The following is a 25230-nucleotide window of genomic DNA, read 5'->3' on the forward strand; positions in this document are numbered from 1 at the left end:
TGGCTGGTACTGCAAACTGGGGAAAATATTCGAATATGTGTTCGAATAACTCCAGTCTACGCCCGGCTCCACCCAATGCATAGAATCGTGGTTCAGGGGGTGGACTGACAGTTCGGCAGGTAGCAGGATGGGTGCATGAGCACCTCTGACGCACTCCTCAAACAAGTCAGCATCAAGGCACAGGACTCCACGCTGGTGGCCACTTTCGATATAGACGGCAACATCCCCGGTTCCGGCGCCTACGTGGTGGGTCTTGTGGCGGCGAGTCCGGACTACTCATCCCAGCGCCGGCTGGGCATTGAATTCATGAACGGGGAGGCCATAGCCTTCTTTTCGTTTAACCACGAACAGAACTGTGAGGAGAACTATGACCTGGGCGGCGTCAGCCATTCAGGCAGCACCATCACAGGAAACTTCCCCATGGCCGCAATCAATGGCCTCGGCAAAGGCCATGTGATGACAGGCTTCAGCGAGGCTGACGGAAGGGACTTCCAGTCCGGCGTGAAGGTGGACGAAAACCTCTAGGGTTCCCCGCAGCGTTGCAGCTGCAGGGTAGGGAGGGGTGACCCGGGCGGGTCAGCCGTTGTCTTCATGGTGGACCCGGAGCTCCAGTTCGATGAATCCGGAGATCATGGCCCGGTACGTCGCCTCCACGATGTCCGGGTCGATGTCCTTCCGCTCAGCTGCCGAGCGGACATGCTGGATGATTTTCTCCACGCGGTCCGGGGCGCGGACCTCGGCGTCGTCACCCTTGAGGGTACCGGCGATCCTGATCAGGCGTTCGCGGCGCGCAATGAGGGTGACGATCTGGTCGTCCACCTCATCCACGGCAATTCGGACTGCGGCGAGCTGTTCCTTGTCGGCCAGTGCATCCCGGTCGTTTCCTTGAATTGTTGCCATCTTCTGACAGTATCGAAGCATGCAACCCAGAGTCGACTTCATCTCGCTAGGTGTCCGCAGTGTTCCGGCCTCCCGGGCCTTCTATGTCGACGGTCTCGGGTGGCCCGTGCACCGGGAGGTCCCCGGCGAAGTGGTTTTCATCCAGGCCAACCACGGGCTGGTGCTTTCCCTGTGGGATGCAGGCCAGATGCACGCCGAGGCCGGGGTGGACGCTCCCGGACCGGTTCCCTGCATCACCTTGAGCCATAACGTGCACGCCGCCGATGAGGTGGACCGGGTCCTGGACGAGGCGAAGGCCGCCGGGGCTACAGTTACCGGCGAACCGGTCACCCAGCCGTGGGGCGGCTACACGGGGTACTTCTCCGATCCCGATGGCTTCCGCTGGGAAGTTGCGTACAACCCCACCTGGGCAGTGGACGACGACGGGATGGTCACCGTCTGAGTTCCGGTCGGCGGTCCGGGCTGCTAGAAGAGGGCCTCCACCGGCCGGATGAGCTCCGGACCATTGTTACGGACGTTGCCCACCTCTTTGCCCACGGACTCCACGTGCCAGTCAGCGGCCACATCCTTGACCCCGGACCGCACCATGTCCACCAGGGCGGCGGCGTCATCAGCCTGCGGATCAAGCCAGGCCTGCATGGTGTCCCTGTCCATGGGCAGCGGCACCCGGTCATGGAGTGCAGTCAGTTTCCCGAACACGGTTGATTCGGAGCCCGGCGGCGGGGTGTCCGCCGTCAGGATGGACGTGGAAAGCAACCACTGGCCGGGCTCGCCCGCCGGCACGGACGGATCGCGCCACCATTCATAGAGGCCTGCGAAGGCCAGCCCCCTGCCTGCGCCGGGGTGCACGTAGTACGGCTGCTTGGACTTCCCGGGGCCTTGCTTCCACTCGTAGTAGCCATCGGCGGGGACGGCACAGCGCCGTGACTTGATCGCCTTCCGGAAGGCAGGCTTCTCCAGAACTGACTCGCTGCGGGCGTTGATCATTCTGGACCCAATGCCGGGGTCTTTGGCCCAGGAAGGAACCAGGCCCCAGCGGGCGACGTGCAGCTGGCGGACCTGCCGGGCGTCCGGGCCGTCCTCAACCAGCCGCTCCAGGACAATGGGGACGGCATCGGTGGGGGCTACATTCCACGACGGCGGAATGCTCACCTCGTCCTCCAGCTCGGCGTCGAATTCTGCCAGGAGGTCCCCCACGGCGCGTGCCATTACGTAGCGTCCACACATGGCTCCAGCATGCCATCGGCGCCACATACTGTCATCCGGGCAGCGCGCCGGCGGCCGGACGCCGGGGAATACCGGCGGGCACGCTACCGTTGACCCGAACGAAACCTTCACCCAACCCAGAGGAGAACCCTGTGGATTTCACTCCCGAAACCGGCACCATCACCATGTTTTCCACCACCTGGTGCGGCTACTGCAACCGGCTGAAGAAGCAGCTCGACGCGCAGGGCATCGGTTACACCGAAATCAACATCGAGGAAGTGGAAGGTACCGCCGAGCTCGTGGAGCAGATCAACGGCGGCAACCGCACCGTACCCACCGTCCTGTTCCCGGACGGCACGGCGGCCACCAACCCGTCCGCTGCAGAGGTCAAGAACCGCTTGGCGGCCTAGTACAGGACAATGCGGGCGGCCGGGCACTACTTACCCGTTGCCGCGCCCAGACACTGGTGATCCAGTAGACGCGGGTCATGCCCCCAGGCTGCCGAACGGCGCCGAAGCCAGGGTGGCATGGCCCGCGTACGTTTCGAGCAGGGCATCCGTTACTGCTTCCACCGTCAGCCCGGGGACAAGGTCGTCCGCGGCGCCGGCCGTGGCGGGGTCCCAGTCGAGGCCGAGCGCGGCGTAACTGTCGGTCAGAACCTTCCGGATCGGTGCGGAGTCCTCCACCACGATGACCGAACTGAACAACCAGCCGCCGGCCACCACCCGCTGCGCAGTGCCTACGAGTTTAATGCGGGACCCGTCAGCCGCGGCCGTGCCGTGCACGCTGAATTCGCCGGGGCAGTATTCCCCCGGGATTTCCCCCACGGCGGCGTGCACACCCACCCTGCGCAGGGCGTCGGCGAAGAGCTCCCCGAAATAGCCGAACCGGCTTTTGGAACCGGCGATTGCATCGTCGTCAGGCTCAATGTGGTCCACCACCAGGGTGCCTTGGTGGTAAGCGGCCGCGCGGCCGCCGGCACGGCGGACCAGGGGTTCGAAGCCGTTGTCGCGGCATGCCTGGGCGGCGGCGTCAAACCCGGGCAGCCGGGTGTCACGCTGGCCGAAGGCCACCGTAGGTGCGGGGCGGTACAGCCGAAGGGTGGGGCCCATGCTTCCGGTGCGCGCCCTGGCGAGCAGCTCAAGGCCGAACTCAAGGTCCCGGGCGGCACCGAGCGAGACATCCTGCCGGACCACGGTCAGGGTTCCGGAGTCAGGGTGGTGGGCCATGGCACTGGGCTCCCTTGGTCGTCATGATGCTGTTCCTTGACCCTGCCGCGGCGGTGCCGGACGGGCCCAACCTAGGGTACGCCGTCGTGCGCCCTGCCAGGTGCCCGACCCACCGGCCGGGCGCCCGGCTACCGCCCCCTCCGCCCCACCCAGGCGCCGTGGAGCAGCGGAACCGCTGACGCTGCCATCAGGACGGTGCCGAGTACGGAATCGTCGGCCCGGACCACGGCCCCGGCGATGAGCAGCGCGGCGAAGACCACTGCCGACGCCGTCCGGCGGGCCGTGCGGTCCAGCCTGGCCACCTGCCGCTCCAGCCGGGGGTTGGCAACAGACACGCTGCCTTCACCGATCCGGGTGATCAGATCATCCACCCTCTGCGGCAGCCGCAGCCCAAGTACCGCAGCCCCGGCCACCTGCCGGGCTGCGTCCTGAACGATGTTCCCGCCCTCTTCCCGCAGCAGCCGGGCAGCGTAGGGCTCTACCGAGTCCCACAGGTTGAAGCGCTCATCCAGCGAGCTGCACACCCCCGAAGTGAGAGACATCGCCCGGATGATCAGCAGGAAGTTCTCCGGAAGCTGGAAGGGCAGGGACCGGACCACTTCGCCGAATTCCTCGGCGAAGTCGCGGAATTCGCGTGGATCCACCTCGCGGAGCTCGGCGAAGCCCATCCCGCCAAACCGGGCGAACAGGTGCGTCATGGCCCGTTCCAGCTCCACGGTGTCCGCTGATGGCACCAGCACGCCGACGTCGCGGATGGCGGCAACCAGTCCCTTGCCGTCGCGGGCTGCGGCGGCGATCAGGAGCTTGCGCAGGCCGCTGCGGGTGGAAGGGGTTACCTCACCCATCATGCCGAAGTCGATGAAGGTCAGTTTCCAAGGATGGCCACCGGAAACGGGCTGGGTGGGCGTGACGAAAATGTTGCCCGGGTGCGGGTCGGCGTGGAAGAAGCCGTTGGTGAACAGCTGGTCAAACATGACCGAGGCGAACACCGGCGCCACCTCTGCGGGGTCGATGCCAGCCGCACGGAGCGCGTCTGTGTCCGTGATCTTGATGGCTGTGACATCCTCCAGGGTGAGCACGCGGCGGGTGCACCGCTCCCAGGCGGGCCGTGGCACGTGGACCCGAACATCGCCGGCGAAATCCGCTGCGAACCGCTCGGCACTGGCGGCCTCGTGGAGGTAGTCGATCTCCTCCAGGCTGGTCTGCGCAAATTCCTCCACCAGGGACGGCATGTCGGCGCGGTCGGCCACGATCCGGAAGTGGCTGAGCCAGCCGCCCACCTTCCGCAGCGCCGCGAGGTCGACGGCGACGATCGCCTCAATGCCCGGACGCTGCACCTTGACCACCACGTCCTTGACCCCGGCCACCTCCGCGTCGGCCGGCAACAGCCGCGACCGGTGCGCCTGGCCGAGGGAGGCTGCGGCCAGGGGCTCCTCCTCGAACATGGCAAACACCTCGTCAAGGGGAAAACCCAGCTCGGAGGAGGCGAGAGCCCGGATGGCAGGAAACCCAACCGGCGGCACCTCATCCTGCAGGCCCTGGAGTTCCTCGGTGATTTCGGGCGGGAGCACATCAAGCCGGGACGACAGGAACTGGCCCACCTTGATCATGAGGCCGCCGAGCTCCACGGCCAGTGCATGGAAACGGCGGGCGAACCGCTGCATCCTGGCCGGACGGGTCCGCTCGGCAACGCGGGCCAGCCCTATCCGGGGCAGCAGCAGCTCGTACCACCACACCGCTGCCAGGTGCCGCGCGGCAAATCGCAGGATGCGGCGGTAGCGGGAACGGACGTGGCCCGGGAGTGCAGCCGGGCCCACCTGCGGGCGAGGGCCCGAAGCCACCCTCGTCAGTCCTGGGCGAGGATCGAGTACAGCCGCCGGCGTGCCTCGTCCAGCACTGCCACGGCCTGCTTCACCTGCTCCGGGGTGCCGGTCCGTCCCACCTGCGCGGCGGCCTGCGCCAGCTCGACCCCTGCCTTGGGAAGGGCAGCGAATCCGGTGGTGGATTGCGGGCCCGCCCCGGCCCAGGGATTTGATGCGGCGCTCCCGGCAGCCTCGTCCCGGCCGGCTTCGGTCAGGGAGTAGATCTTGCGGCCGTTGGATTCCTCGGCCCGGATCACACCCTCATCAGCGAGCAACTGCAGGGTGGGGTAGACAGAACCCGCGCTGGGTTTCCAGCTGCCGGCGCTGCGCTCCTCGATCTCGCGGATGATCTGGTAGCCGTGCATGGGCCGCTCCGCCAGCAGGGCAAGGACCGCCGCCCGCACCTCACCTTTGCCGGCCCTGGTGCCTTCCGGCTTTTCGAAACGGGAACGGAAGTCCTCGATGGCCTGCCAGAGGCCATCGATGTTGTTGCTGCCGAATCCATATCCCGGGTTTGAGCCACGCATGAGGGTCTCCTCTGGAGATCGTGAACGATATACAACGACACAGTTAACGATACGTCTGGAAGGGCCTGGCAGCCATGGGTCCGGGCGCCTAGGTTTGGCGCAGGGTGAGGATCTGTTCAGCCCTGCCGAAAGGGCCCTGCAGGTCGTGCAGGACCGTTGATGTCAGGCCGATACCGTCGCGGCCGAACGATACAGCATTGTCCAGGCCCAGCCACTCCCCCTCGGGCCGGCGGTACATGTGGATCTGCAGGTCCAGGTTGGGGAAGGCATAGCTGTCCGGTCCCGGCGGAACCCGTGCGGCAATGCCGTTGGCTGTGTCCACCAGCCCCATGAGGCGGGCAAGGTCTCCACTGTCTTCGCGGTCGGTCAGCGGATGCGCCGTGCGAAGCCAGACTTTCCCTGCGCCGGGACGGTGTCCTTCCGCCACCCGCATCTCCAGGGACCGGATGTAGCCGCCGGGCCAGATGGCGGACCCGTCGTAGGGCTTGCAGTCTTCCGGGCCGGGGATGGCGGCGTCTTCAGTGGCGGCAACCGCTGAGGTGTCGCTGGTGACCATCCGCCAGGCGGTGGCCCGGATGGCAGTCCTGCCCTGGGCCACGAGTTCGGCCTGGAGCAGCTCGATGGTCCTGCCCGGCCGTAGCACAGTGGCCTCGATGTGGAATTCCCCGCCGGGAATCAGGCCCAGGATCTCGTAGCTCAGCCGCGCCATCCGCATCCCGTGCCGCGGCTGGAGCCGCTCCAGGGCATCCGCCAGCAGGCCGGAGGCCGGAGCCATGTGCTGCTCGTGCGTGTTCCAGGCGCCCTGGGCGTGAATGGTGGAGCGGAAATGACCGCCGCCAAGGGCCTGGTAGTAGGCGTTGCCTTCGGCCAGTTCGGGGAGCTCGTCAGTCAACAGTGCCCTTTCAGGAATTCCCAGTGAATTGCCACTAACTCTATCCGGACGCCGCAGAATCGTGGCCAGCGGGTCGCGGCGAAATGTTTGAGCGCAGGGTCCGGCCGCGGACTAGACTCAGGAACTGGTCCTGTCAGCAACCCTCGGAAGAGGTGTTTCATGCGCGTCATCAGCTACAACCTCCGCAAGCACGCAGCGAGCGGCGAACTGCTTGCCCTCGCCCGGAATCATGACATCGATGCGCTGTGCCTGCAGGAAGTTGATGCGGCGGACCTGCCGGAAACGCTGGGCCCCCTCCATCTGGCGGACGCCACCAAGGGGAACCGGCTGGGCCTGGCGATCTACTACCGGACCAGCCGCTTCACGGCCCTGGACACCCAGTCCTTTGCGCTGCAGAAATCGATGCATGACCGGGTATTGGCGCCGGCCCACGAGCGGCTGATCGGAACGCGCGTGATGGACAACGAAACGCAGCACGAACTGGTCATCGGGTCCTTCCACGCCGCCCCGCTCACCGCGTCAAATTCATTGCGGCGCAAGCAGATCCACGCCGCCCACGCCGAATTGCTGAGCATGGGCAAGGGCCTGATGACGCTGATGGTGGGAGACTTCAACTACCCGTTCTTCACCAAGAACCTGCATCTGCACATGAAGAATTCCGGCTACGCCCTGTCGCTCAGCAACCGGCGCACCTACACGCGCTACAAGGTCTTCAAGGGCCACTTCGATTTCGCCACGTCCCTGGGACTGGACATCACCAGCGTCGAAACGCTGCCCCGGGGCAAGTCGGACCATCTGCCCATCCTGGTCCACGCCGAATACGGCAAGGACTACTAGGCCAGCCGTTCCCGGAGGCCGGGCCACGCCGCGCCGAATCCGGGATGCAGCTCCTTGTCCGCAACCTCGGGCAGCGGCACCCACAGCAGTTCTATGCTTTCGGGATCGCTGATCACAGGCTCGAAAGGCTCGCGGACCTTGACCACCACCGTGGTGTAGGACCAGTAGCCCAGGTCCAGGACCGAGGTGAACAGCACGTCCACGTGCCCGGCCGGGACGGCGGCCTCCTCGTGGGCTTCGCGGAGCGCCCCGGACACCGCGTCCTCGCCTTCGTGCAGGGCGCCGCCGGGCAACCCCCAGGTTCCCCCGTTGTGGCTCCAGACGGCGCGGTGCTGCAGCAATACACCCCTGGCCGGGTCCCAGGCCAGGACGCCGGCGGCACCGAACCGGCCCCAGAAGCGGCCCCGGTCCCCTTCCACCCAGGCATCGCCCGGGTTGCGGGGGCCGGTGCGGACAGGCGGAATCGACGATGCGGCGACGGATGCGTGGTCCATCGTCCCAGTCTGACAGGTCCGCTGCGCCGGAGGGCGGCCGGCGGAAGGTCAGTTGGCGTGTCCGTGGTCGACGGCGAAATCACCGCCGGGGTACATGACGGTTTCGTGGCCGTCGTCGAAGCGGACCACATACGGCGGCGCGCCGCCTTCGCCCCGGACTTCCAGGATCACTCCGTGACGGTCCGTTGCACCCACAGTCCTTCCGTGCACAATGATGCGGTCGCCCTGTGCAGCCTCCATGGCACTCACCTCCAAGCCCCCAGATTACGACTCCGGGGCGGGCCCGGACAGGTCCCCGTGGCAGGATTTCCCCATGCCGCTGAACATCCTCCTGATCGCCGATACCCACGTCCCCAAGCGCGCCCGGGAACTGCCCGCCCAGGTGTGGTCCGCCGTCGAACGTGCTGACGTGGTCTTTCACGCCGGAGACTGGGTGGACGCCTCGCTGCTTGATGAATTCGAGCAGCGCGCGCGGCAACTGGTGGGTGTCTACGGCAACAACGACGGCGCGGACCTCCGCGCCCGGCTGCCCGAAACGGCAGCCGTCACCCTGGACGGCGTCCGTTTTGCGATGGTGCACGAGACCGGCCAGGCGAAGGGCCGTGAGCTGCGCTGCGAGGCGCTCTATCCGGATGCGGATGTCCTGGTTTTCGGACACAGCCACATCCCGTGGGACACCACGTCGCCACGGGGCCTGCGGCTGCTGAACCCGGGATCCCCCACGGACCGCAGGCGGCAGCCCGCGTGCACCTACATGACGGCCATCGTTGACGGCGGCCGGCTCACCGGGGTGCAACTGGTGGAGGTACAGCGGCGGTAGCCCGGCTTGGCAGCCGGCCCCCGGGTGCCTAGGCTGTAAACGTAAGCATGCTTAGCTTCGAGGAATCCAGCCGTACCAGCAGGAGGAAACCATGACAGACCAGTACACATTCCGCGATCCGGTCACCGCCTACGAGCACATCTCCCCTCCCAAGCAGCACCAGCCAGAACCCGGCCTGGACGCCGAACTGACTCCCAAGGCCGATCTCGGCGAGGAAACCTACCGCGGCACGGGGCGGCTGGAAGGCCGTAAAGCGATCGTGACCGGCGCCGATTCCGGCATCGGGGCGGCAACAGCCATCGCCTTCGCCCGGGAGGGTGCCGACGTTGTTTTGTCCTACCTGCCGCAGGAGGAAGAGGACGCGGCCAGGATCGCGGGGATCATCGAGGCGGCCGGGCGCAAGGCCATCAAGGTGCCGGGCGACCTTAAGGATCCTGCAGTCTGCCGCGAAGTGGTGGAGACCGCCGTGGCCGTCCTGGGCAGTGTGGACATCCTGGTGAACAACGCCGGGAAGCAGGTGGCCCAGGAGGACCTGGCGGACATCACCGACGAACAGTTCGACCACACGGTAAAGACCAACGTCTACGCCATGTTCTGGCTGACCAAAGCGGCCCTGGCGCACATGCCGGCCGGGTCAACCATTATCAATACCACGTCCATTCAGGCGTACAACCCCTCGCCCACGCTGGTGGATTACGCCACCACCAAGGCCAGCATCAACAACTTCACCAAGGGCCTGGCCCAGCAGCTGGCGCCGAAGGGCATCAGGGTCAACGCCGTGGCGCCGGGGCCCATCTGGACGCCGTTGCAGGTGAGCAGCGGACAGCCCAAGGAGGAACTGCCGGAGTTCGGCCAGTCCACTCCCCTGGGCCGTGCCGGGCAGCCGGCCGAACTGGCACCGGCGTACGTGTTCCTCGCGTCGCCGGAATCCAGCTACGTGGTGGGCGAGACGCTGAACGTCAACGGCGGCAGCCCCACGCCGTAGCGGCTATTCCGCGTCCTGGTCGGCGAGCAGCGAGTCGGTGGACCCGTCCGGTTGGCCGTCGAAGAACTGGGCGAGAACCGTCTTGAACACCGTTTCGCCGGGCGCGGCGCGGAGGAACAGGGTCATGGACGACTGCAGCTTGCGGGCGTCGACGCCACCCAGGATGTCCTCTGCGGAGCGCCCGGCGTGGTGGGTCAGTGCCTGTGCGGACTCAAGCAGGCGCTGACCCAGCACGTCATGTTCCAGGTAGGCCCGCGCTTCCGCCAGGGAGGCGATGGCGTATTTGCGGGATGTTGCGCTCTGCCCCAGGCCTGCAATCTGGGGAAAGATGAACCACATCCAGTGGCCTGTCTTGTTCCCGAGCTGGAGCTCGGCCAGCGCCTGGTCATACGTTCCGCCGTCCTGGGCTGCAGTGAAACGCTCGAGGTTAAAGGGATCGTCCATAGTCATTCTCCTTTGTGGTGGGACAGTGTTGCTGCTGCCGCCCGCAGGTGGGCGTCCGGGTCGGCACCCCATCGGGCCAGTACGGTTTCCGCGCGTTGCCGGTTGCGGTGCTCCAGCCTCTCCAGGAGCGGCCGCAGAACGTCGGTGACGAGCGGATCGGCAAGTTCGGGTGCATGCGCGGACCGGAGGAATCCCTCAACGCGGGTCAGATCCGAATGCCGCAGCAGGGCCACCCGCGACTGGAGCAGCACCACCGCTGCTTGGCGGCGTTCGAAGACCGGCCGGGCGCCCGGTTTCGGTTGGCCCCACAGTTCCGAGGCAAGCTGGACCACGGCATCGTGGTCCAGGTCCTTGAACTTGCGGAGGGCGTCGCGGATGGTCCCGCGCACGGCGCCCACGGAGGAACCATAGGAGCCGAGGGTGCCGCCAAACCTGCTGCCGACGTCGTCCGCGCGGTACCAGGCGCCCTCGTTCTGCAGCGTGCGGTCGATGAAACCGGCCGCCTCGGCGACGGCGTCCGGACCGGTGCTCACGAGCGCCCTGCGGCTGAGTGGTCGATGCAGTACGGCGTCCAGGGCCGGGCCTCAAGCCTGCCTTCGGCGATGGGCCGGCCGCATACGGCGCAGCTGCCATACGTTCCGGCGGCGATCCGGTCCAGGGCCGCTTCCACCTGGTCCAGGCTGGCTGAGCTCTGGTTCAGCAGCGCCGAGGCCTGGGACAGCTCGAAGGCGATGGTGGCACCCTCAGGATCGTGTTCGTCGTCCACGTTGGCTCCCTGGCGGGCGGAGTTGGCGGCGGCGATGTCCGCCCGCAACGCCGGCAGCAAGGCCAGTTTCAGCTGCCGCTCCTCTTCGAGCAGCAGCCGGAAGCGTTCGTAGTCAGCCATGGGAAAAGCCTAGTCCTGCGTCAGTACCAGTTGTTCACCATTGAGTGGCTCCAGGCTCCGCAGGGCGAGCCGTACCTGTCGCGGATGTATCCCAGACCCCACTCAACCTGGGTCCGGTAGCTGGTCAGCCAGTCACTGCCGGCGCTCGCGTACTTCCCGGGCGGCAATGCCTGGGGGATCCCGTAGGCGCCCGAGTAGGGGTTGGTGGCCGTGGTCTGCCAGTTCGACTCCTTGGTCCACAGCTGCGCCAGGCACAGGAACTGATCCTGGCCCCAGCCGTAGGCGCCCAGGCGTCCGGCGGCGTAGCTCTTCGCTCCGGCAGGATCGTTCACGGCACCACCGGGAACGGAGGGTACGACGACGGGCGGCGGCCCCGGCTGGGCCGGGGGCCCGGGCGCCGGGGCAGGGTCCGCCGGGGCGGGCTTCAACGGCGCGGGCTTCAACGGCGCGGGACCGGCAGCACCCGGCGGCGCCGCGGCCGCGGGCGGTGGCACCTCCACGCGGGCGTCCGCTGCGGCTTTCGCCGCCCGATCCGAGTCCCGTTGGGCTTGTTCCCGGGCGGCGGCCCGCTTCGCTGCCTGCGAGGCTTCGTAAGCGGCGAGGGCGGCCTGGCCCTGCCGGAACTCCCCCTCAACGGCCGCGGTTGTTCCCTTGAGTGAGGCCAGCTGTGCCGTGAGTTCCCCGCCGTGCTGCTGCTCTTCGCTGATGTGGCGGGCTACGGCGTCCTGCGCCGACCTGGCCCCGGCAAGCCTGGTTCCTGCCTCCTTGGCCAGGTTTTCCCGTTCGGACCGTGCGGCCTTCTCCTGTTCACCCAGGGACGATGCCACCTTCGCGGAGGACGCCGCGCGGTCCACCAGGCCGGCCGTCTTCGCGCCCACCAGCTCCACTATGTTGAGTCCGTGGACGCTGCCGGACTCAAGGGCGTCCAGGGCCATGAAGAATCCGGCCGTGGTTGCACCGGTCTTGTACGACTGCACGGCAAGGGCGCCGATCTCCCTGCGGTGCTGCTGCAGTTCCCCGTTGGCTGCTGCCGACTGCGCCGCCAGGGCTTCGACCCGGCTGTTGGCTGCGGTGAGTGCGGCTTCGGCAGTGGCGTACTCCGCCGCAGCCGTCACGGCCGCGCCGCCAAGCGTTCCTGCGTCCGCCTGCAAACCGGCGAGGAGGCTGCCGATCCGGGTGATTTCGGCCGCTGTGCCCGCTTCAGACTCCCTGGCTTTCCGGACGTCCTCCCATGAGGGGTATCTTTCCGGCGGGAGCTCCGCGGCCGACGCCGGAACAAGGGCTGCGCCCAGCAGGGCAAACACCAGAAGTCCTCCGAGCACCGGGGACTTCAGTTTGGTAACGAACAGGGGCATAGTCCCGTAGCCTACGGCCTCAACCACAGGTTGAGGGTTTACAGCTGTGGATTGTTATCCAGCAGAGACGGAAGCCGCGCCGCAGCCCTAGACTGTGCCCATGGCCGGCGCCATCACACCAAGCACCACACCAGCCCGCCGCGGCCCGGCCTCCGCACGGACGGCAGGACGGGCAAACGCCAGGCTGCCGTTGCCGTTCCTGACCGCGGCAGTACTGGCGGTGTCGGCCTGCACCCCGCAGCAGCCCACCCCTGCAGCGTCCCCCGCTGCCACCGCCCCCGGGCCGGTGACCATCGAGGTAAACCAGTCCCGCGACCAGTACGGGCAGCATGCCATCCTGCTCCAGCTCACCAACACCACGGACGGTCTCCTGACAGTGGACCTGGCGCGCGTCAGTTCCCCGCTGTTCGACGGGGACATCGAGTGGACCCCGCAAGCGGGCAGCCTGGAGCTTCCGCCGCACCAGCCCAAAAGCGTGCCCGCACAGCTTCCACCCCCGGCCTGCGCTGACCTGGCAACGGCATCGCCGCAGGCCAGCGCCACGGTATCCTTCGCTGCGGAAGGACAGCACCCGGCAGCGCTGAGCCTTCCGGCGCCGGATCCCTTCGGCGTGCTGCCGCGCAACAATAGCGAGCTCTGCCTGGCCGCCGACGCCGCGAAAGTGGCCGGACTGGCCCTGGACCCGCACCTTGGGGTGGCGGCGGACGGCCGCACCGCCGTCGTCCTCCTTCGCATCAGCCCCCAGCCGACGGCCCCTGGAGGGACTCCGCCCCTCACGCTGCGCAGCGTGGGCGGCACTCCCCTGCTGGCGGAGGCCGGGCCCGAGTCCGGGGCTGAGCCGTGGCCGCGGAACCTGACGGTCCGGACGGGGGAAACCGGCACTGTCCTGGCCCTGAGGGTGCGCCCCGCCCGGTGCGATCCACACGCCGTGGCGGAAGATAAAGTGGGCACCCTGCTGCCCCTCACCGTCACCGTCGGGACCCGGGAAGGTGTCCTGAAAGTGGCCGCCGGCGGGCCGTTGCGTGCGCAACTTTATGACTTTGTTACGCAGGCCTGCCAGACCGGCTAGGCCCCGGGCATCATCCGAGGTCACCGCGGCGTTCCGGGGCGCCCTCCGGCCGGTGGCTTCATCCGAGAGGTCCGACTCGTATGTTATCCAAATGTGACAATCGGGTGAACGTCGGGTTATGGTCGTACACGTGTCCCTCCCAAGCGGGACATTCCCCTCAGCTTGCCGAGCCCTGCCGCTGAACCGGGATTCAATCGCTTTCCAGCTGGCAGGGACGGGGGAACCAAGTTTCCGCGGCTTCACCGAAGCCTTGGGGTTAAGTCGATAGCGCCTTCCGTCCCTGACGAAGTGCGCTACCGGCCGGGCATCTCCAGCCCGAACCCGACAGCTCACCCCGCAGGCATGGGAGAGGCGATCAACCGTGTCAAAAAATTTCACCACCGCCCGTCACCGCGCTACTCCGGCCGGCTCCATCGCGCTTCAGGGTTTGGCCGTGACGGCCAAGGCCCAGGCCCGGACATTTGGACGCCCGGCACTCGCAGTAGCCGCAGCATCGGGCATTGCGTTCGGCGTCGGAGCTCCGGCACATGCAGGCGTGACCGGCCCGGACAGCACCGAAACCACTAACGTCCAGGCATACTCGGCTCCGGCCGCGCCCGTAGCCGCTGCCCCTGCAGCCGCTGCCGGCAACGTCCACACGGTTGCTTCCGGTGACACCCTCGGCGCCATTGCGTCCGCCTACGGGGTTGGCCTGAACGACGTCCTGGCAGCCAACGGCCTCGACGTTTCCTCGATCATCTACCCCGGTGACCAGATTGCCATTCCCGGCGCCGGCTACGCAGCACCGGCCGCTCCGGCCGTTGCTCCTGCAGCGGCACCGGTCCAGGCCGCAAGCACCGCTCCCGCCAACACCGGCATGAACCTCGGCTACGCCTCCGCAACGCCTGCGGCCACCGGCTCGGGCACGGGCGCTGCCATCCTCGCCAACGCCTACGGCCAGGTTGGCGTTACCCAGGACTGCACCGCCATGGTGGAGAAGGCCCTGCGCGCCGTCGGCAAGTCCGTCGGAGACCTGGCTCCCGGCCAGTTCTTCCAGTACGGCACCGTGGTGGGCGCCCCCGCCCCGGGTGACCTCGTCATCTCCGCGGGCCACGTCGGTGTGTACGCCGGTGACGGCCAGATGGTCAGCGGCGGCGTCAACGGCAGCCAGACCCAGGTGCACTCCGTCAGCTGGGTTGGTGCAGCCTCCTACGTACGGGTCGCATAGCCTGCTGAGCACGTAGCTTCCAGCGCATAGAGCTGCAAAAAGGGCGGTAGCCGGGATGTCCCGGCTACCGCCCTTTTGCTGTGTTGGCAGGCTCAGGTGCCGCAGAAGGTCGTGTACGTCCCGAAGTCCTCCGGGGCACCTTCGGCGTACCGCTCCAGGCCAGGGCGTTCGCTGTACGGCGCCGTCACCGCTTCCAGCAGCCGGTGCAGTGGATCCAGGTCCCCGCCGGTAGCCGCGGCCAGGGCCTCTTCGACGAGGTGGTTCCGGGGAATGTACGCGGGATTGGTGCGGTCCATCAGCCCGGCATCCGGCCCCAGCTTCTGCCAGCGTTCGGCCCAGGCATCGTACGCAGCCAGGTCCATGACCATCCCGCGGACAGGCCGACTGTCACCCCGGGCGGCCTTGGCCAGGTTCCTGAAGAAGAGCGTGTAGTCCACCGGGCCGTCCTTGAGGATGCCGGTGACGCCGTCCACCAGGTCAGAGACCTCCTCGGCTGCCGCCGTATCCGGCTTCCCCGCAGCAAGGCCCAGTTTGGTGGCCATGCCGCCAAACCACGCCGCACTGTAATGCCGCCGGAACCCGCCCAGCGCCTCCACCGCCACGGGAACCGCCGCCTCCTGGTCTTCGTCGATGAGCGGCAGCATGGCTTCGGCGAGGCGGGCCAGGTTCCATTCGGCCATGACCGGCTGGTTGGCGTATGAATACCGGCCACCGACGTCGATGGAGCTGTACACGGCGGCCGGGTTGAACGCGTCGATGAACGCACAGGGGCCGTAATCGATCGTTTCGCCGGAGATGGTCATGTTGTCTGTATTCATCACGCCGTGGACGAACCCCACCAGCATCCACTGCGCCACGAGCGAGGCCTGCGCCGCCACCACGGCCCGGTACAGGGCGAGGTAGGGGTTCTCCTCCGCAGCGGCTTCCGGATAGTGGCGGCTGATGGCATGGTCCGCCAGCCGGCGCAGGAGTTCGGTGTTGTCCGTGGCCCGAGCATACTGGAAGCTGCCCACCCGAAGGTGGCTGCCGGCCACCCGGGCCAGCACTGCGCCGGGCAGCATGTCATCCCGGCGCACCTGCCGTCCGGTCGCCACCACGGCGAGGGAGCGGGTGGTGGGGATGCCGAGGGCATGCATGGCCTCGCTGACCACGTATTCGCGGAGCATGGGCCCGACGACGGCACGGCCGTCACCGGCGCGGGCGAACGGCGTGCGGCCGGAGCCTTTCAGGTGCAGGTCCTTCAGCCGTCCGCGGGCATCCTCCAGCTCACCCAGCAGCAGTGCGCGGCCGTCACCGAGGAGGGGCGAGTAGCCGCCGAACTGGTGCCCGGCGTAGGCCTGGGCCACGGGCGTGGCACCTTCCGGGACGTGGTTGCCCAGCAGGAACCGCACTCCCTCTTCCGAGCCCAGGTACGCCGGGTCGAGCCCCAGTTCCGCGGCGAGCGGTCCGTTGAGTACCAGGAGTTTGGGGTCCGGGGCTTCCTCCGCTTCCCAGGGCACCGCCAGCTCGTTGAGTTCGCGGGCGAAGCGGCCACCCAGGGCGACAGTCGATTCTGCAGCAGCAGTCATGGTTTAAACCCTATCTCCGCGGCGGCCGTTGCAGGCCCGCCGCGGCGGTTCGGAAGGCGGATGCGCTGGAGGTCGTCGGCGGCGATGACTGTGGCGCCCTTGGCGCGGGCAGACGCCTGCCGGGCCAGGAGGGTGACGTCATTGCCGTACCGGGACGAGAAGTGCGTGAGCACCAGCGTCCGTGCGCTCCCATGTCCCGCCAAATCGCCAGCCTGCCCGGCGGTGAGGTGCCGGTACTCCTCCGCCAGCCCGCCGTCGTCGTCGCTGAAGGTGGACTCGGCCACCAGGAGGTCAGCGCCGTCAGCAAGGTCTTCGGCACCGTCGCACGGGGCGGTGTCCATGACGAACGCGAAACGCTGCCCGGGGCGCGGCACGCTGACATCCGCGAGTCCGACGCCGGCAAGGGTACCTTCGCGCCGGAGGCGGCCAACGTCCGGTCCGGCGATGCCCGCTGCCGCAAGGCGGTGGGGCAGGAAGGTGCGGCCCTCGGGCTCGGTGAGGCGGTACCCGTATGTTTCGATCCGGTGCTTGAGCGGCCGGATGTGGAGGCATTCCGCCACCTCGCCGGCGGCGCCGTGGGGATGGAGCCTCAGGTCCAGGCCGGGCGTGCTGACAGAGACCAGCGCCCGCACCACAGCATCCCCGGAGGCCGGGTAGTGCAGGTGGACCGGGTGGTTGACCCCGTCCAGCACCATCCTGGACAGCACGCCGGGCAGTCCGAAGCAGTGGTCGCCGTGGACGTGGGTGAGGCAGATCCTGGTGACCTGCGTTGCCGAAACTCCGGCGTGGATCATCTGGCGCTGCGTCCCTTCGCCGGGATCGAAGAGCAGCCCCTCCCCGTCCCAGCGCAGCAGGTACCCGTTGTGGTTCCGGGTACGGGTGGGCACCTGCGAGGCTGTGCCCAGGACCACCAGTTCACGCACGGCCGCTGCCGTGGCCTGCGGCCGCCAGGCCTTTCGCGTAGGCTGCCTGGCCCACGTGCTGCAGGCAGTCGGCGAGGGTGCTGACAAGCCGGACGCCGAGGGTCACCGGAGGGTCCCAGTTGGTGTCCACGGTCCGGTCAAGGTCCTGGTCTGCCAGTTCCCCGAGGACCTGCATGGTCTGCCGGTGGACGGCGTCGTAGTAGTCCCCCAGCAGGCTCGCCGTGGCGCGGACCGAGTCCACCTGCCCGCTGGTATGCCCGTAGCCGGTGTCCCGGTCCGTCAGCGGGAGGCCGAAGCGGGCAGCGAAACCCGCATGCGTCCACACCTGCTCCAGGCCTGCAGCGGAGGCAACCTGTGCGTCCTCCACCCGGGCCAGGTGCCAGAGAAGCCAGGCGATGGGGTTGCCGGTGCCGGCCGGGCGATGGTGCAGTGCTTCGTCATCCAGGCCATTGAGCGTCTCCGCCACGGCATCGCTGATGCGCACGAAGGCATCCTGCAGGAGTTCATTGCTTTTCATGTCCCCGCCTTTCAGCACCAGCGCCGGTGGCCGTCACTAACGCTCAAGATCGTTGGGGTCGAATTCGCTGAGCGGGGACCCGCCGAAGTTCTCGGCGTCGTCACTGGCATCGGCCTCCAGGCCAGTGGGATCCTCACCGAAGTCAACGTCCGCTGCTGCCTGGCCGAGGGTGGGTGAATCCGGCGGCACCTGTTCATCGCCCGCCTCGTAGCGCGCCTCGGCGGATTCTTCGCGCAGGGCCTGGTCGCTCAGGAAGTCCTGGCCCCCGCCCGGGACAGCTTCGTCCTGGAGCAGCGGGTCTTCCTGCCAGTGGTCCGGATTGTTTTCGGCCGCACCGGGATAGCTGTCCGGTTCGCCGTGCACGGGATCAAGCTCCTGAGACGCTGCGCTTCCCGGTGTTTCGTCGAGCAGCACGTCATTTTCGTCAACGATTTCCAGGCCATCCTCCGGGAGGTTCTGTTCACTCATGGTCACGCCTTTCCTTGGGGCCGCACCGGTCTGATGCAGCGCAAAACGGTACCGCCAAACAATAGTAAGCATACTGAGCACCCCTGCGGGTGGGAACTGTTTCCCGACAGCCGTGACTTTCGGCCCTACAGATGGCAGGACTCCGGCGGCCACTCTTGTAAGCAAGGAGACATGCTGTCGCGCGCCACGCTGGGGGCGGCCACCGCCTCCTGCGTCCGCCCATAACTCCACACGAAAGACCAGGAAGCCGGCCATGACATCACGTAAACCGATTGCCGTTGCCACCAACGACTCGGCGCAGAGCCAGGCGGCGGTGCTGTGGGCTGCGCACCGGGCCGAAAAGTCCGGGGTACCTCTGGCGGTCCTGCACGTCGTGGACGACCGCTGGGTGGCCGAGCCCTACCCCTGGTTCGGCGTACTGGAGGAGGCAGGCGACCAACTGCTGAAAACTGCGGCAGGGCGCGTCCGGGGAGTAACACCGGCCACGGTCACCACACGGCTCCTGACCGGGAGCGTGGGCGGGTCGCTGGCGAAGTACTCGGGCAAGGCGTCCATGCTGGTGATCGGTTCCGGCTCCGGACACCTGGGGGGAACCCTGGCAGACCGGGCCCTGCAGGTCGCGGCCTCCGCCAAGGTGCCGGTGGCCGTCGTCGGAACGCAGGACCTTACCGGACGGTCCGGCGTGGTGGTGGGGGTCGACGGCTCCCGGGAGGCTACGCAGGCAGTCGCTTTTGCGGCTGCGGAGGCCGACCGGGAGGGCGATGAGCTCACCGTTGTCTACGCAGTCAGGATGCCCGACCCCGTGACGGATGCGGGGCTGGCCCCGGCCAGCCTGGCCGGGATGGTCTCCGAAGAAGAACGCGTGGTCCTCTCTGAGACGGTGGCGGGCCTTGAGGAGGACTACCCTGACCTGTTGGTGCACCGGGTGCTGGATACCGAACGGGACCCCGTTGACGCGCTGGTCCACGCGGCAGACGGAGCACGGATGCTGGTGGTGGGAAGCCGCGGCCGCGGCGGCATCAAGCGGCTGCTGCTCGGTTCCACTGCCCACGGGGTGCTCAAGCACCTTCCCTGTCCCACTGTCATCACCCGGATCCAGGCCGGCAAGAACAAGGCCTGACCGGGACCGGAGACCGGCCAGGCACGGGGTCCGGATTCCGCCATCCACATTGTCCGCACCATCAGTTCCGGGGACGACACCATGAGAAAAACCGCAGCAATCATCATGCTCATCCTGGGGATCGTCCTTTCGCTGGTGGGCCTCACAGCGCTCGCCGGTGGCGCCGTAGCCATGGCGGTGGGTTCCGCGCAGGGTGACGGCTTCCTTACCTCCGGCACGGCCCGGCTGTCAGTCGCATCCCACGCGCTGACCTCGCCCCGGCTCGATGCCATCGGCGAGGGCGTTCCGCCCCGCCTCCCCTTCGATCTGGGGACCCTGCGGCTGCGGGCTGCCCCGGTGGACCCGGCCAAGGACATCTTCATCGGGATCGCGTCCCAGTCCGACGTCGAGAAGTACCTGTCCGGCGTCTACCATTCCGAACTGCTCGACGTCGAGATGCAGCCGTTCCGGGCCGAGTATCGTGACATACCGGGAACCGCCGTCCCTGCAGCACCCGCCCAGCAGACGTTCTGGGCCGCGTCCGCAACCGGCCCCGGCGAACAGGAGCTGACGTGGGACCTTGCGGCCGGCAACTGGTCGATTGTCCTGATGAATGCCGATGCGAGCCAGGGTGTGGCTGCAACGCTGCAGGCCGGGGCCCGGTCTGAACTGATCCGGCCGGCTGCCACGGGCCTGCTGGTGGGCGGGGCCATTGCCCTGGTGATCGGTGTTCCGCTGCTGGTCTTCGGGGCGATGGGCCTGGGCCGCCATAGCGGCCCGCCGGCCCGGGGGCCGGGTGCACCGGGACTTCCGCTGCAGGTTCAGCAGCCCACGCAGCATATGGCGGAACTGGCGGACCGGGCCCCCTACCCGGCGCGGCTTTTCGGTGAGCTGGACCCCGGGCTGTCCAGGGGCCTGTGGCTGGTCAAGTGGTTGCTGGCAATTCCCCACTTCGTTGTGCTGGTCTTCCTGTGGTTTGCCTTCGCAGTGACCACCATCGTGGCCGGGTTCGCGATCCTCTTCACCGGCCGCTACCCGAGGACACTCTTCAACTTCAACGTCGGGGTGATGCGCTGGAACTGGAGGGTGGCGTTCTACGCCTATGCCGCCGCCGGCACGGACCTTTATCCGCCCTTCACCCTGGCGCACACCGACTACCCGGCGGACTTCGACGTGGACTACCCGGAGCGGCTTTCCCGGGGCCTGGTGCTGGTCAAGTGGTGGCTGCTGGCCATTCCACACCTGCTGATCGTGGCTGCCCTCGCCGGCACGGCCTGGACGTGGCGGGCGGAAACCACGGATCTGGGAACCACGTATGAGCGCAGCACCGGTATTTCGCTGCTGGGGATCCTGGTCCTGGTGGCCGTGGTGGCGCTCCTCTTCACCGGCCGCTACCTGCGCCCGCTGTTCGACCTGATCCTGGGCATCAACCGCTGGATTTACCGCGTCATGGCGTACACGGCGCTGATGCGGGACGAGTATCCGCCCTTCCGGCTCGACCAGGGGCCCGGCGAAGCGCCGCCGCCGGCGGGCCAACCCGCCCGGCAGGAAGTACCCGGATCGGGCTCTACGCCCCAGCCCTAGCCGCCGGGCAGGGCAACACACGGACATGACTGCACCAGAAGGAGTTGAGATGGGTTCTGCCGGAGCACCGTTCGGCCGGATTGTCGTGGGAGTCGACGGCTCGGAGGCCTCCATCGAGGCGCTGCGGCAGGCGCAGCACCTGGCGGTGCCGCTCGGCGCCAAGGTCGAGGCCCGCGCCTATTGGGATTACCCGCAGGCCTACTCCGGCTACATGCTGATGGGAATCGAGGGATTCGAAGAGCGGGCCGGCCAGATCCTCGATGAGTCGGTCAGGACCGCCTATGGTGACGAAACGCCGTCGAACGTGGTGGCCAGCCTGGTCCGCGGACACCCCCGGGATTCACTGATCGAAGCCAGCCGGGCCGCTGACCTGCTGGTGGTGGGCCGACGCGGGCACGGCGGCTTCGGCGGCCTGCTCCTGGGCTCGGTCAGTTCGGCGCTCGTGGCACATGCACATTGCCCGGTGCTGGTGGTGCACACGCCGGAGGCGCCCGCGGAAACGGCGTGACAGAGGCCTGACAGAGGCGAGGGGCAGGACGGCGCGGGACAGGACACAGGTCAGCGCCCGCCGTCGGACGCTCCTGCCGGGGCCGGCACCACCAAAACCGGGCAGTGGGCATGGCTCACGCAGGCGGAACTCACGGAGCCCGGGACGAAGCCGCCGCGCCCATGCCGGCCAACAATCAGAAGCGCAGCTTCCCTGCTGCCGTCAATCAGGAGGTGCGCTGCGCTGCCCCGCAGGAGCCGCCCGCGGATTTCCGGCGGCACCAGCGTGCCGAAGGCATCAGCGAGCGCCTGCCGGAGTGCCTGCTTCGCCGCGAACTCGAATCCGTCAATGCCAACGGCCAGGTATAGCCCGAAACCGGCGGGAACATCCCAGCACGTCCATGCCTCCACAACGGCGTCCAGCGGCCCCGCCAGGGCGCGCGCAGTCCGCAGGGCCTGGACCGAAGCGCCCGATCCATCCACGCCCACAATGATCCTGGGCTGGCCTTCGCCGGCTTCCATGGTGGGCTCCGTTCCCTTTGCCGATGCACGCCTGCTCCAACCCTCATGACGGAGCAGCCGGCCGGGTAGGGTCTTTGGTCACCGGCCGGCCGCCGCAAGATCCGGTACTTTCCGACTTTGGTCCCTTACATCCACGGACAACGGGAGCAAGAATGGTACTGGCCCCTCCCGGGGCTGCCCGCACAGCGCAGCGGGCGTGGTCCTTATGAAAATGGGAGCGTAACGTGCAAAGGCTTGAGAGTGACTCGGGGGAAGCTGCAAATCCGCAGGAACCGCTTCGCGTCTTCATCCTCGACGACCATGAACTTGTCCGGCAGGGGTTGAAAGACCTGTTGGAAGGTGAAGGGTTCGTGGTGGTGGGCGAAAGCGGATCGGCCGCCGAGGCCACCCGCCGGATCCCGGCGCTTCGGCCGGACATTTCCATCCTGGACGGGCGTCTGCCGGACGGCACCGGCATCGAGGTCTGCCGCGACGTCCGTTCGCTCGATCCGCGGCTGAACTGCCTGATCCTGACCAGCTACGACGACGAACAGGCCATCCGGGGAGCCGTCCTCGCCGGAGCTTCGGGGTACATCCTCAAGCAGATCAGGAGCGATGACCTCCTGGCCGGTATCCGCAAGGCCGCCACCGGCGCTTCCCTGTTCGAGCCCGGGGTGCGGGAACGGATTGTCTCCGGACTGACCAGGACCCCGACGGATCCGAGGATGGAAGGGCTCAGCGCACAGGAGAAGAAGGTGCTGGCGCTGGTGGGGCAGGGGCTGACGAACCGCCAGATCGGCGAAGAGCTGTTCCTGGCAGAGAAAACCGTCAAGAACTATGTTTCGTCCATCCTGGCCAAACTCGGCTTCGAACGCAGGACACAGGCGGCCGTGTTCGTCACCAGGAACAGCCAGGAAGCGCACTGACGGGGCCGGGCACCGTCAGGTCAGTCCGACGCGCCACCGGACCCGGGTCCCCTTGCCCGGTTCGCTGTCTATGTTGCAGCTGCCGCCCAGCATCTCCGCCCTGTGCCGCATGTTGGCGAGCCCGCTGGTCAGCGCAGGCTCTTCGAAGCCGCGGCCGTTGTCCGATATGACCAGCTCCACATCATCCGAGGACGCGGTCACCGCTACGCGGATGTCCGCAGCCCCGGAGTGCCGCGCGGCGTTGCTCAGGCCTTCGGACAGGACGGAGAGCATGTGGCCGGCCACGTCCTCGCGGACGGTGCCGTCAACAGGGCCGCTGAAGGCCACGTTGGGCACGACGGCGTAACCCCGGGACGTTTCTTCGGCCACCTTGAGGATGCGGCCGGTCAGCGGTTCCTGGTTCTCGCCGGTCCGCAACGAATAGATCGTGTCGCGGAGCTTCCGGATGGTGTCATCCAACTCGGTGGTGACGGCGGCAATCCGTTCATGGGCCACCGGATCCGGTGTGTAGCGGCGGAGGCTCTGGATGCTCAGGCCTGCGGCGAACAGGCGCTGGATGACCAGGTCGTGCAAGTCGCGGGCTATCCGTTCCCTGTCCGTGAACAGGAGGTTCTGTTCATGCAGGGCGTGGACCCGGGCAAGGTCGAGCGCCAGCCCGATCCGGCTGCCAAACAACGCGCTGGACTCCACCTCTGCCTGCGTGAACGGGCCCGAACCCGATTGCCGGGCAAGGATCAGCACGCCGTTGCCACTTCCGCTGTGACCAAGTGCGCAGACCAGTACCGGCCCAAGCTTTTCGACGACACCGTCGTCAAAGACCTGCTGGGGATCCCTCACCATTACGGACTTCCCCGTCCTGATGACGTCGTCGACGACGCCGGAAGCCTTGATCTCCCGGCCCGCCTGCAGGCTCTGGACGCCCAGCGAGGAACGGCAACGCAGGGCGCCGTCACCGGCGGGCACAGCAATCACGGCGAGGGCTGAATCCGAAACCCGCAATGCGGTCTCCGACACCAGGTCCAGGTTCTCCGCGTCCCCGGGCCTGGGCGTGACAATAAGCCGGCTGCTCAGTTCCATCCCGGCTTCCAGCCACTTCTGCCGGCGCCTGCTGTCATCAAAATGGCGGGCATTCTGGATCGCCACGCCGGCAGCGGCCGCCAACGCGACGGCCAGGTCCTCATCCTCGGGCGTGAAATCCAGACCTCCGCTCTTTTCCGTGAGGTAAAGGTTGCCGAATACGACGTCGCGAACCCGCACCGGGACGCCGAGGAAGGTCTTCATGGGGGGATGGTTCTGGGGGAACCCGGAAGCGATGGGGTGCTGGCCCAGGTCGTGGAGGCGCAGCGGCCGCGGCTCCCGGATCAGCAGTCCCAGCACGCCGTGCCCGGTGGGCAGGTCCCCGATGGATCTGATGCCCTGCTCATCGATCCCCACGGTGATGAAGTGGCTGAGGCTGCGGTCCTCAGCAATGACTCCCAGGGCGCCGTAGCGCGCACCCACCAGTTCGCAGGCCGAGCGCACAAGCCTGTCGAGCACGGTTTCGAGGCTGAGGTCTTCGGCCAGGCCCATGACGGCGGACAGCAGGCCGTTCATCCTGTCCTGGGTCTGCAGCAGTTCGTCGGCGCGGGAGACAAAGTCGCGGAGGAGGTCTTCGGCGCGCTCCCGCATGGGCGAACGCCACGGCTCACTACTCACATCGGACCTCCTGTTGAAGCGGTCTGCGCCATTGCAGGCTTCCAGCAGCTGTGCAGCGTCCAGGGTGGTGCATCCCCGGGCGCACCCGCCTGCGCCTGGGCACGCAACAGAGGGCTTGGCACCATCCTAGGAGAGGATCAAGGGGCGGGGAATGCCCGCAGCCCGCATAATTCACGCACCGGGACCTTCTTCCCTACCCCGCCCGGATTCCGGGACCTAAGCTACGGCCATGGATACAGGTGCTGTGGAACCGGAAACAGAAATTCTGGGCGTTCATGACTGCTGGAAATACCTGCAGTCGACGCCGGTGTGCAGGATCGCCTTCCCGCACAGGGACACGGTCGAAATCCTCCCGGTCAACTTTGTTCCGAGCAACGGCACGGTGCTCATCCGCACCGGCGAGGGAACCACACTGGATTCGCTGCCAAACGGCCAGGCCGTATCCCTGGAGGCCGACGGATTCAACCAGTACGGCACCATCGCCTGGAGCGTGGTGGTCAAAGGCCACGCCGAGGCGGCGGACGACGCCGCGTCGCACCGGGAGGCCAGCGACAGCCGCCTGTCCCCATGGCAAGCCGGGACCAAGGACCGCCTGATCCGCGTCAACCCCGCCGAAGTCACCGGGAGGCGATTCGTCATCGCTCCCCCGTCCCGCTGGGCCCCGCAGGAACCCAGCGGCGAACGCTGACTTTTTCCGGCCACCATTCGCAGGCATACCCGCCCCCGCATCCCCGCCCAGGTACCCCCAAG

General features: G+C 67.6%; 31 protein-coding genes and 1 riboswitch. Of the genes, 13 read left to right on the top strand and 18 right to left on the bottom strand.

Annotation, left to right across the window (positions count from 1 at the left end; all coding sequences use genetic code 11):
* Nucleotides 1-135 precede the first annotated feature (135 nt).
* Entirely contained in the window at nt 136-525 is a 390-nt protein-coding gene (locus tag ACP3TD_RS11220; protein WP_015937238.1) for a hypothetical protein, read from the top strand.
* A 51-nt stretch (nt 526-576) separates the two neighbouring features.
* On the opposite strand, the gene ACP3TD_RS11225 is transcribed toward ACP3TD_RS11220, so the two are convergent.
* On the bottom strand, nt 577-900 hold the full coding sequence (locus ACP3TD_RS11225) for a chorismate mutase (RefSeq protein WP_426762972.1): 324 nt from the start codon (nt 898-900) through the stop codon (nt 577-579).
* A 19-nt stretch (nt 901-919) separates the two neighbouring features.
* Here ACP3TD_RS11225 and ACP3TD_RS11230 point away from each other — a divergent pair, with 19 nt between their 5' ends.
* Complete coding sequence (locus ACP3TD_RS11230; protein WP_426762973.1) at nt 920-1342, top strand: VOC family protein; 423 nt, start codon at nt 920-922, stop codon at nt 1340-1342.
* A gap of 23 nt (nt 1343-1365) precedes the next feature.
* Here the strand turns inward: ACP3TD_RS11230 and ACP3TD_RS11235 are convergent, their stop codons facing one another.
* Nucleotides 1366-2127: an SOS response-associated peptidase gene (locus tag ACP3TD_RS11235; RefSeq protein ID WP_426762975.1), complete on the bottom strand. Its 762-nt coding sequence runs from the start codon at nt 2125-2127 to the stop codon at nt 1366-1368.
* A 131-nt stretch (nt 2128-2258) separates the two neighbouring features.
* Between ACP3TD_RS11235 and ACP3TD_RS11240 the strand changes: the two genes are divergently transcribed.
* Nucleotides 2259-2516, top strand: a complete 258-nt coding sequence (locus tag ACP3TD_RS11240) for a mycoredoxin (RefSeq protein ID WP_015937242.1) — start codon at nt 2259-2261, stop codon at nt 2514-2516.
* Between the two features lie 75 nt (nt 2517-2591).
* On the opposite strand, the gene ACP3TD_RS11245 is transcribed toward ACP3TD_RS11240, so the two are convergent.
* The 4 genes from ACP3TD_RS11245 to ACP3TD_RS11260 all read right to left on the bottom strand — a co-directional run bounded on the left by ACP3TD_RS11245 (nt 2592) and on the right by ACP3TD_RS11260 (nt 6616).
* Entirely contained in the window at nt 2592-3335 is a 744-nt protein-coding gene (locus ACP3TD_RS11245; protein WP_426762976.1) for a lipoate--protein ligase family protein, read from the bottom strand.
* A 128-nt stretch (nt 3336-3463) separates the two neighbouring features.
* The gene (locus ACP3TD_RS11250; RefSeq protein ID WP_426762977.1) at nt 3464-5176 is read right to left on the bottom strand and encodes an ABC1 kinase family protein; all 1713 of its coding nucleotides are present in this window, start codon (nt 5174-5176) and stop codon (nt 3464-3466) included.
* Nucleotides 5177-5181: 5 nt separating this feature from the next.
* A complete protein-coding gene (locus ACP3TD_RS11255) occupies nt 5182-5724 on the bottom strand; it encodes a PadR family transcriptional regulator (RefSeq protein ID WP_426762979.1) in 543 nt (180 codons plus the stop codon).
* Nucleotides 5725-5812: 88 nt separating this feature from the next.
* Nucleotides 5813-6616, bottom strand: a complete 804-nt coding sequence (locus ACP3TD_RS11260) for a thioesterase family protein (RefSeq protein ID WP_426762980.1) — start codon at nt 6614-6616, stop codon at nt 5813-5815.
* A gap of 159 nt (nt 6617-6775) precedes the next feature.
* Between ACP3TD_RS11260 and ACP3TD_RS11265 the strand changes: the two genes are divergently transcribed.
* Nucleotides 6776-7453, top strand: coding sequence for an endonuclease/exonuclease/phosphatase family protein (locus ACP3TD_RS11265; RefSeq protein ID WP_091720561.1), 678 nt, complete (start codon nt 6776-6778; stop codon nt 7451-7453).
* Here ACP3TD_RS11265 and ACP3TD_RS11270 read toward each other — a convergent pair.
* Nucleotides 7450-7947: an NUDIX domain-containing protein gene (locus ACP3TD_RS11270; RefSeq protein ID WP_091720563.1), complete on the bottom strand. Its 498-nt coding sequence runs from the start codon at nt 7945-7947 to the stop codon at nt 7450-7452. The two genes, ACP3TD_RS11265 and ACP3TD_RS11270, sit on opposite strands and share 4 nt — an antisense overlap.
* Before the next feature lie 48 nt (nt 7948-7995).
* The gene (locus tag ACP3TD_RS11275; RefSeq protein WP_015937249.1) at nt 7996-8187 is read right to left on the bottom strand and encodes a DUF1918 domain-containing protein; all 192 of its coding nucleotides are present in this window, start codon (nt 8185-8187) and stop codon (nt 7996-7998) included.
* Between the two features lie 73 nt (nt 8188-8260).
* Here ACP3TD_RS11275 and ACP3TD_RS11280 point away from each other — a divergent pair, with 73 nt between their 5' ends.
* Both ACP3TD_RS11280 and ACP3TD_RS11285 read left to right on the top strand, forming a co-directional pair.
* Nucleotides 8261-8767 (top strand): metallophosphoesterase family protein, encoded by a 507-nt coding sequence (locus ACP3TD_RS11280; RefSeq protein WP_426762982.1) that lies wholly within the window; start codon nt 8261-8263, stop codon nt 8765-8767.
* 91 nt (nt 8768-8858) lie between these two features.
* On the top strand, nt 8859-9752 hold the full coding sequence (locus tag ACP3TD_RS11285; RefSeq protein ID WP_426762983.1) for a glucose 1-dehydrogenase: 894 nt from the start codon (nt 8859-8861) through the stop codon (nt 9750-9752).
* A gap of 3 nt (nt 9753-9755) precedes the next feature.
* Here ACP3TD_RS11285 and ACP3TD_RS11290 read toward each other — a convergent pair whose 3' ends face one another.
* The 4 genes from ACP3TD_RS11290 to ACP3TD_RS11305 are packed head-to-tail and all read right to left on the bottom strand — an operon-like array spanning nt 9756 to nt 12437.
* Nucleotides 9756-10196, bottom strand: coding sequence for a DUF1810 domain-containing protein (locus ACP3TD_RS11290; RefSeq protein WP_426762984.1), 441 nt, complete (start codon nt 10194-10196; stop codon nt 9756-9758).
* A 2-nt stretch (nt 10197-10198) separates the two neighbouring features.
* Nucleotides 10199-10729 (bottom strand): DNA alkylation repair protein, encoded by a 531-nt coding sequence (locus tag ACP3TD_RS11295; protein ID WP_426762986.1) that lies wholly within the window; start codon nt 10727-10729, stop codon nt 10199-10201.
* The gene (locus tag ACP3TD_RS11300) at nt 10726-11082 is read right to left on the bottom strand and encodes a TraR/DksA family transcriptional regulator (RefSeq protein WP_426762987.1); all 357 of its coding nucleotides are present in this window, start codon (nt 11080-11082) and stop codon (nt 10726-10728) included. Before ACP3TD_RS11300 ends, ACP3TD_RS11295 begins: the two co-directional genes overlap by 4 nt.
* Nucleotides 11083-11102: 20 nt before the next feature.
* Entirely contained in the window at nt 11103-12437 is a 1335-nt protein-coding gene (locus tag ACP3TD_RS11305; RefSeq protein ID WP_426762989.1) for a lytic transglycosylase domain-containing protein, read from the bottom strand.
* Nucleotides 12438-12537: 100 nt separating this feature from the next.
* Here ACP3TD_RS11305 and ACP3TD_RS11310 point away from each other — a divergent pair, with 100 nt between their 5' ends.
* Nucleotides 12538-13506, top strand: coding sequence for a hypothetical protein (locus ACP3TD_RS11310; protein WP_426762991.1), 969 nt, complete (start codon nt 12538-12540; stop codon nt 13504-13506).
* 185 nt (nt 13507-13691) lie between these two features.
* A riboswitch (cyclic di-AMP (ydaO/yuaA leader) is annotated at nt 13692-13864 on the top strand.
* Between the two features lie 3 nt (nt 13865-13867).
* Nucleotides 13868-14713, top strand: a complete 846-nt coding sequence (locus ACP3TD_RS11315; RefSeq protein ID WP_426762992.1) for a LysM peptidoglycan-binding domain-containing protein — start codon at nt 13868-13870, stop codon at nt 14711-14713.
* Nucleotides 14714-14805: 92 nt separating this feature from the next.
* Here the strand turns inward: ACP3TD_RS11315 and ACP3TD_RS11320 are convergent, their stop codons facing one another.
* The 4 genes from ACP3TD_RS11320 to ACP3TD_RS11335 are packed head-to-tail and all read right to left on the bottom strand — an operon-like array spanning nt 14806 to nt 18189.
* Nucleotides 14806-16281, bottom strand: coding sequence for a protein adenylyltransferase SelO (locus tag ACP3TD_RS11320; RefSeq protein ID WP_426762994.1), 1476 nt, complete (start codon nt 16279-16281; stop codon nt 14806-14808).
* A complete protein-coding gene (locus ACP3TD_RS11325; RefSeq protein ID WP_426762995.1) occupies nt 16278-17204 on the bottom strand; it encodes a ribonuclease Z in 927 nt (308 codons plus the stop codon). Before ACP3TD_RS11325 ends, ACP3TD_RS11320 begins: the two co-directional genes overlap by 4 nt.
* The gene (locus tag ACP3TD_RS11330; RefSeq protein ID WP_426762996.1) at nt 17197-17721 is read right to left on the bottom strand and encodes a mycothiol transferase; all 525 of its coding nucleotides are present in this window, start codon (nt 17719-17721) and stop codon (nt 17197-17199) included. The genes ACP3TD_RS11325 and ACP3TD_RS11330 overlap by 8 nt, the downstream gene beginning before the upstream one ends.
* 36 nt (nt 17722-17757) lie before the next feature.
* Nucleotides 17758-18189, bottom strand: a complete 432-nt coding sequence (locus ACP3TD_RS11335) for a hypothetical protein (protein WP_426762997.1) — start codon at nt 18187-18189, stop codon at nt 17758-17760.
* A gap of 253 nt (nt 18190-18442) precedes the next feature.
* On the opposite strand from ACP3TD_RS11335, the gene ACP3TD_RS11340 reads away from it, so the two are divergent.
* The 3 genes from ACP3TD_RS11340 (at nt 18443) to ACP3TD_RS11350 (ending at nt 21380) form a co-directional block, all read left to right on the top strand.
* Nucleotides 18443-19309, top strand: coding sequence for a universal stress protein (locus ACP3TD_RS11340; RefSeq protein WP_426762998.1), 867 nt, complete (start codon nt 18443-18445; stop codon nt 19307-19309).
* An 81-nt stretch (nt 19310-19390) separates the two neighbouring features.
* The gene (locus tag ACP3TD_RS11345) at nt 19391-20872 is read left to right on the top strand and encodes a DUF4389 domain-containing protein (protein WP_426763000.1); all 1482 of its coding nucleotides are present in this window, start codon (nt 19391-19393) and stop codon (nt 20870-20872) included.
* Between the two features lie 49 nt (nt 20873-20921).
* The gene (locus tag ACP3TD_RS11350) at nt 20922-21380 is read left to right on the top strand and encodes a universal stress protein (RefSeq protein ID WP_426763001.1); all 459 of its coding nucleotides are present in this window, start codon (nt 20922-20924) and stop codon (nt 21378-21380) included.
* Nucleotides 21381-21430: 50 nt separating this feature from the next.
* On the opposite strand, the gene ACP3TD_RS11355 is transcribed toward ACP3TD_RS11350, so the two are convergent.
* Nucleotides 21431-21880, bottom strand: coding sequence for a universal stress protein (locus ACP3TD_RS11355; RefSeq protein WP_426763002.1), 450 nt, complete (start codon nt 21878-21880; stop codon nt 21431-21433).
* 224 nt (nt 21881-22104) lie between these two features.
* On the opposite strand from ACP3TD_RS11355, the gene ACP3TD_RS11360 reads away from it, so the two are divergent.
* Entirely contained in the window at nt 22105-22785 is a 681-nt protein-coding gene (locus ACP3TD_RS11360) for a response regulator (RefSeq protein WP_426763003.1), read from the top strand.
* 15 nt (nt 22786-22800) lie between these two features.
* Here ACP3TD_RS11360 and ACP3TD_RS11365 read toward each other — a convergent pair whose 3' ends face one another.
* Entirely contained in the window at nt 22801-24453 is a 1653-nt protein-coding gene (locus ACP3TD_RS11365; RefSeq protein ID WP_426767206.1) for a GAF domain-containing protein, read from the bottom strand.
* A gap of 256 nt (nt 24454-24709) precedes the next feature.
* On the opposite strand from ACP3TD_RS11365, the gene ACP3TD_RS11370 reads away from it, so the two are divergent.
* Nucleotides 24710-25168 (top strand): pyridoxamine 5'-phosphate oxidase family protein, encoded by a 459-nt coding sequence (locus ACP3TD_RS11370; protein WP_426763004.1) that lies wholly within the window; start codon nt 24710-24712, stop codon nt 25166-25168.
* Nucleotides 25169-25230: the final 62 nt, after the last annotated feature.

It is taken from the genome of Pseudarthrobacter sp. 1G09 (genome assembly GCF_050038305.1).
GTDB lineage: Bacteria > Actinomycetota > Actinomycetes > Actinomycetales > Micrococcaceae > Arthrobacter > Arthrobacter equi.

Excerpts from the sequence above, each read along its gene's own strand:
- ACP3TD_RS11220 (WP_015937238.1), top strand. The coding sequence starts at position 136 with ATGAGCACCTCTGACGCACTCCTCAAACAAGTCAGCATCAAGGCACAG.
- ACP3TD_RS11245 (WP_426762976.1), bottom strand. The coding sequence starts at position 3,335 with ATGGCCCACCACCCTGACTCCGGAACCCTGACCGTGGTCCGGCAGGAT.
- ACP3TD_RS11305 (WP_426762989.1), bottom strand. The coding sequence starts at position 12,437 with ATGCCCCTGTTCGTTACCAAACTGAAGTCCCCGGTGCTCGGAGGACTT.
- ACP3TD_RS11365 (WP_426767206.1), bottom strand. The coding sequence starts at position 24,453 with ATGCGGGAGCGCGCCGAAGACCTCCTCCGCGACTTTGTCTCCCGCGCC.
- ACP3TD_RS11265 (WP_091720561.1), top strand. The coding sequence starts at position 6,776 with ATGCGCGTCATCAGCTACAACCTCCGCAAGCACGCAGCGAGCGGCGAA.
- ACP3TD_RS11280 (WP_426762982.1), top strand. The coding sequence starts at position 8,261 with ATGCCGCTGAACATCCTCCTGATCGCCGATACCCACGTCCCCAAGCGC.
- ACP3TD_RS11345 (WP_426763000.1), top strand. The coding sequence starts at position 19,391 with ATGAGAAAAACCGCAGCAATCATCATGCTCATCCTGGGGATCGTCCTT.
- ACP3TD_RS11370 (WP_426763004.1), top strand. The coding sequence starts at position 24,710 with ATGGATACAGGTGCTGTGGAACCGGAAACAGAAATTCTGGGCGTTCAT.
- ACP3TD_RS11340 (WP_426762998.1), top strand. The coding sequence starts at position 18,443 with ATGACATCACGTAAACCGATTGCCGTTGCCACCAACGACTCGGCGCAG.
- ACP3TD_RS11230 (WP_426762973.1), top strand. The coding sequence starts at position 920 with ATGCAACCCAGAGTCGACTTCATCTCGCTAGGTGTCCGCAGTGTTCCG.
- ACP3TD_RS11290 (WP_426762984.1), bottom strand. The coding sequence starts at position 10,196 with ATGGACGATCCCTTTAACCTCGAGCGTTTCACTGCAGCCCAGGACGGC.
- ACP3TD_RS11330 (WP_426762996.1), bottom strand. The coding sequence starts at position 17,721 with ATGAAAAGCAATGAACTCCTGCAGGATGCCTTCGTGCGCATCAGCGAT.
- ACP3TD_RS11270 (WP_091720563.1), bottom strand. The coding sequence starts at position 7,947 with ATGGACCACGCATCCGTCGCCGCATCGTCGATTCCGCCTGTCCGCACC.
- ACP3TD_RS11225 (WP_426762972.1), bottom strand. The coding sequence starts at position 900 with ATGGCAACAATTCAAGGAAACGACCGGGATGCACTGGCCGACAAGGAA.
- ACP3TD_RS11350 (WP_426763001.1), top strand. The coding sequence starts at position 20,922 with ATGGGTTCTGCCGGAGCACCGTTCGGCCGGATTGTCGTGGGAGTCGAC.
- ACP3TD_RS11310 (WP_426762991.1), top strand. The coding sequence starts at position 12,538 with ATGGCCGGCGCCATCACACCAAGCACCACACCAGCCCGCCGCGGCCCG.
- ACP3TD_RS11300 (WP_426762987.1), bottom strand. The coding sequence starts at position 11,082 with ATGGCTGACTACGAACGCTTCCGGCTGCTGCTCGAAGAGGAGCGGCAG.
- ACP3TD_RS11255 (WP_426762979.1), bottom strand. The coding sequence starts at position 5,724 with ATGCGTGGCTCAAACCCGGGATATGGATTCGGCAGCAACAACATCGAT.
- ACP3TD_RS11355 (WP_426763002.1), bottom strand. The coding sequence starts at position 21,880 with ATGGAAGCCGGCGAAGGCCAGCCCAGGATCATTGTGGGCGTGGATGGA.
- ACP3TD_RS11285 (WP_426762983.1), top strand. The coding sequence starts at position 8,859 with ATGACAGACCAGTACACATTCCGCGATCCGGTCACCGCCTACGAGCAC.
- ACP3TD_RS11275 (WP_015937249.1), bottom strand. The coding sequence starts at position 8,187 with ATGGAGGCTGCACAGGGCGACCGCATCATTGTGCACGGAAGGACTGTG.
- ACP3TD_RS11235 (WP_426762975.1), bottom strand. The coding sequence starts at position 2,127 with ATGTGTGGACGCTACGTAATGGCACGCGCCGTGGGGGACCTCCTGGCA.
- ACP3TD_RS11320 (WP_426762994.1), bottom strand. The coding sequence starts at position 16,281 with ATGACTGCTGCTGCAGAATCGACTGTCGCCCTGGGTGGCCGCTTCGCC.
- ACP3TD_RS11335 (WP_426762997.1), bottom strand. The coding sequence starts at position 18,189 with ATGAGTGAACAGAACCTCCCGGAGGATGGCCTGGAAATCGTTGACGAA.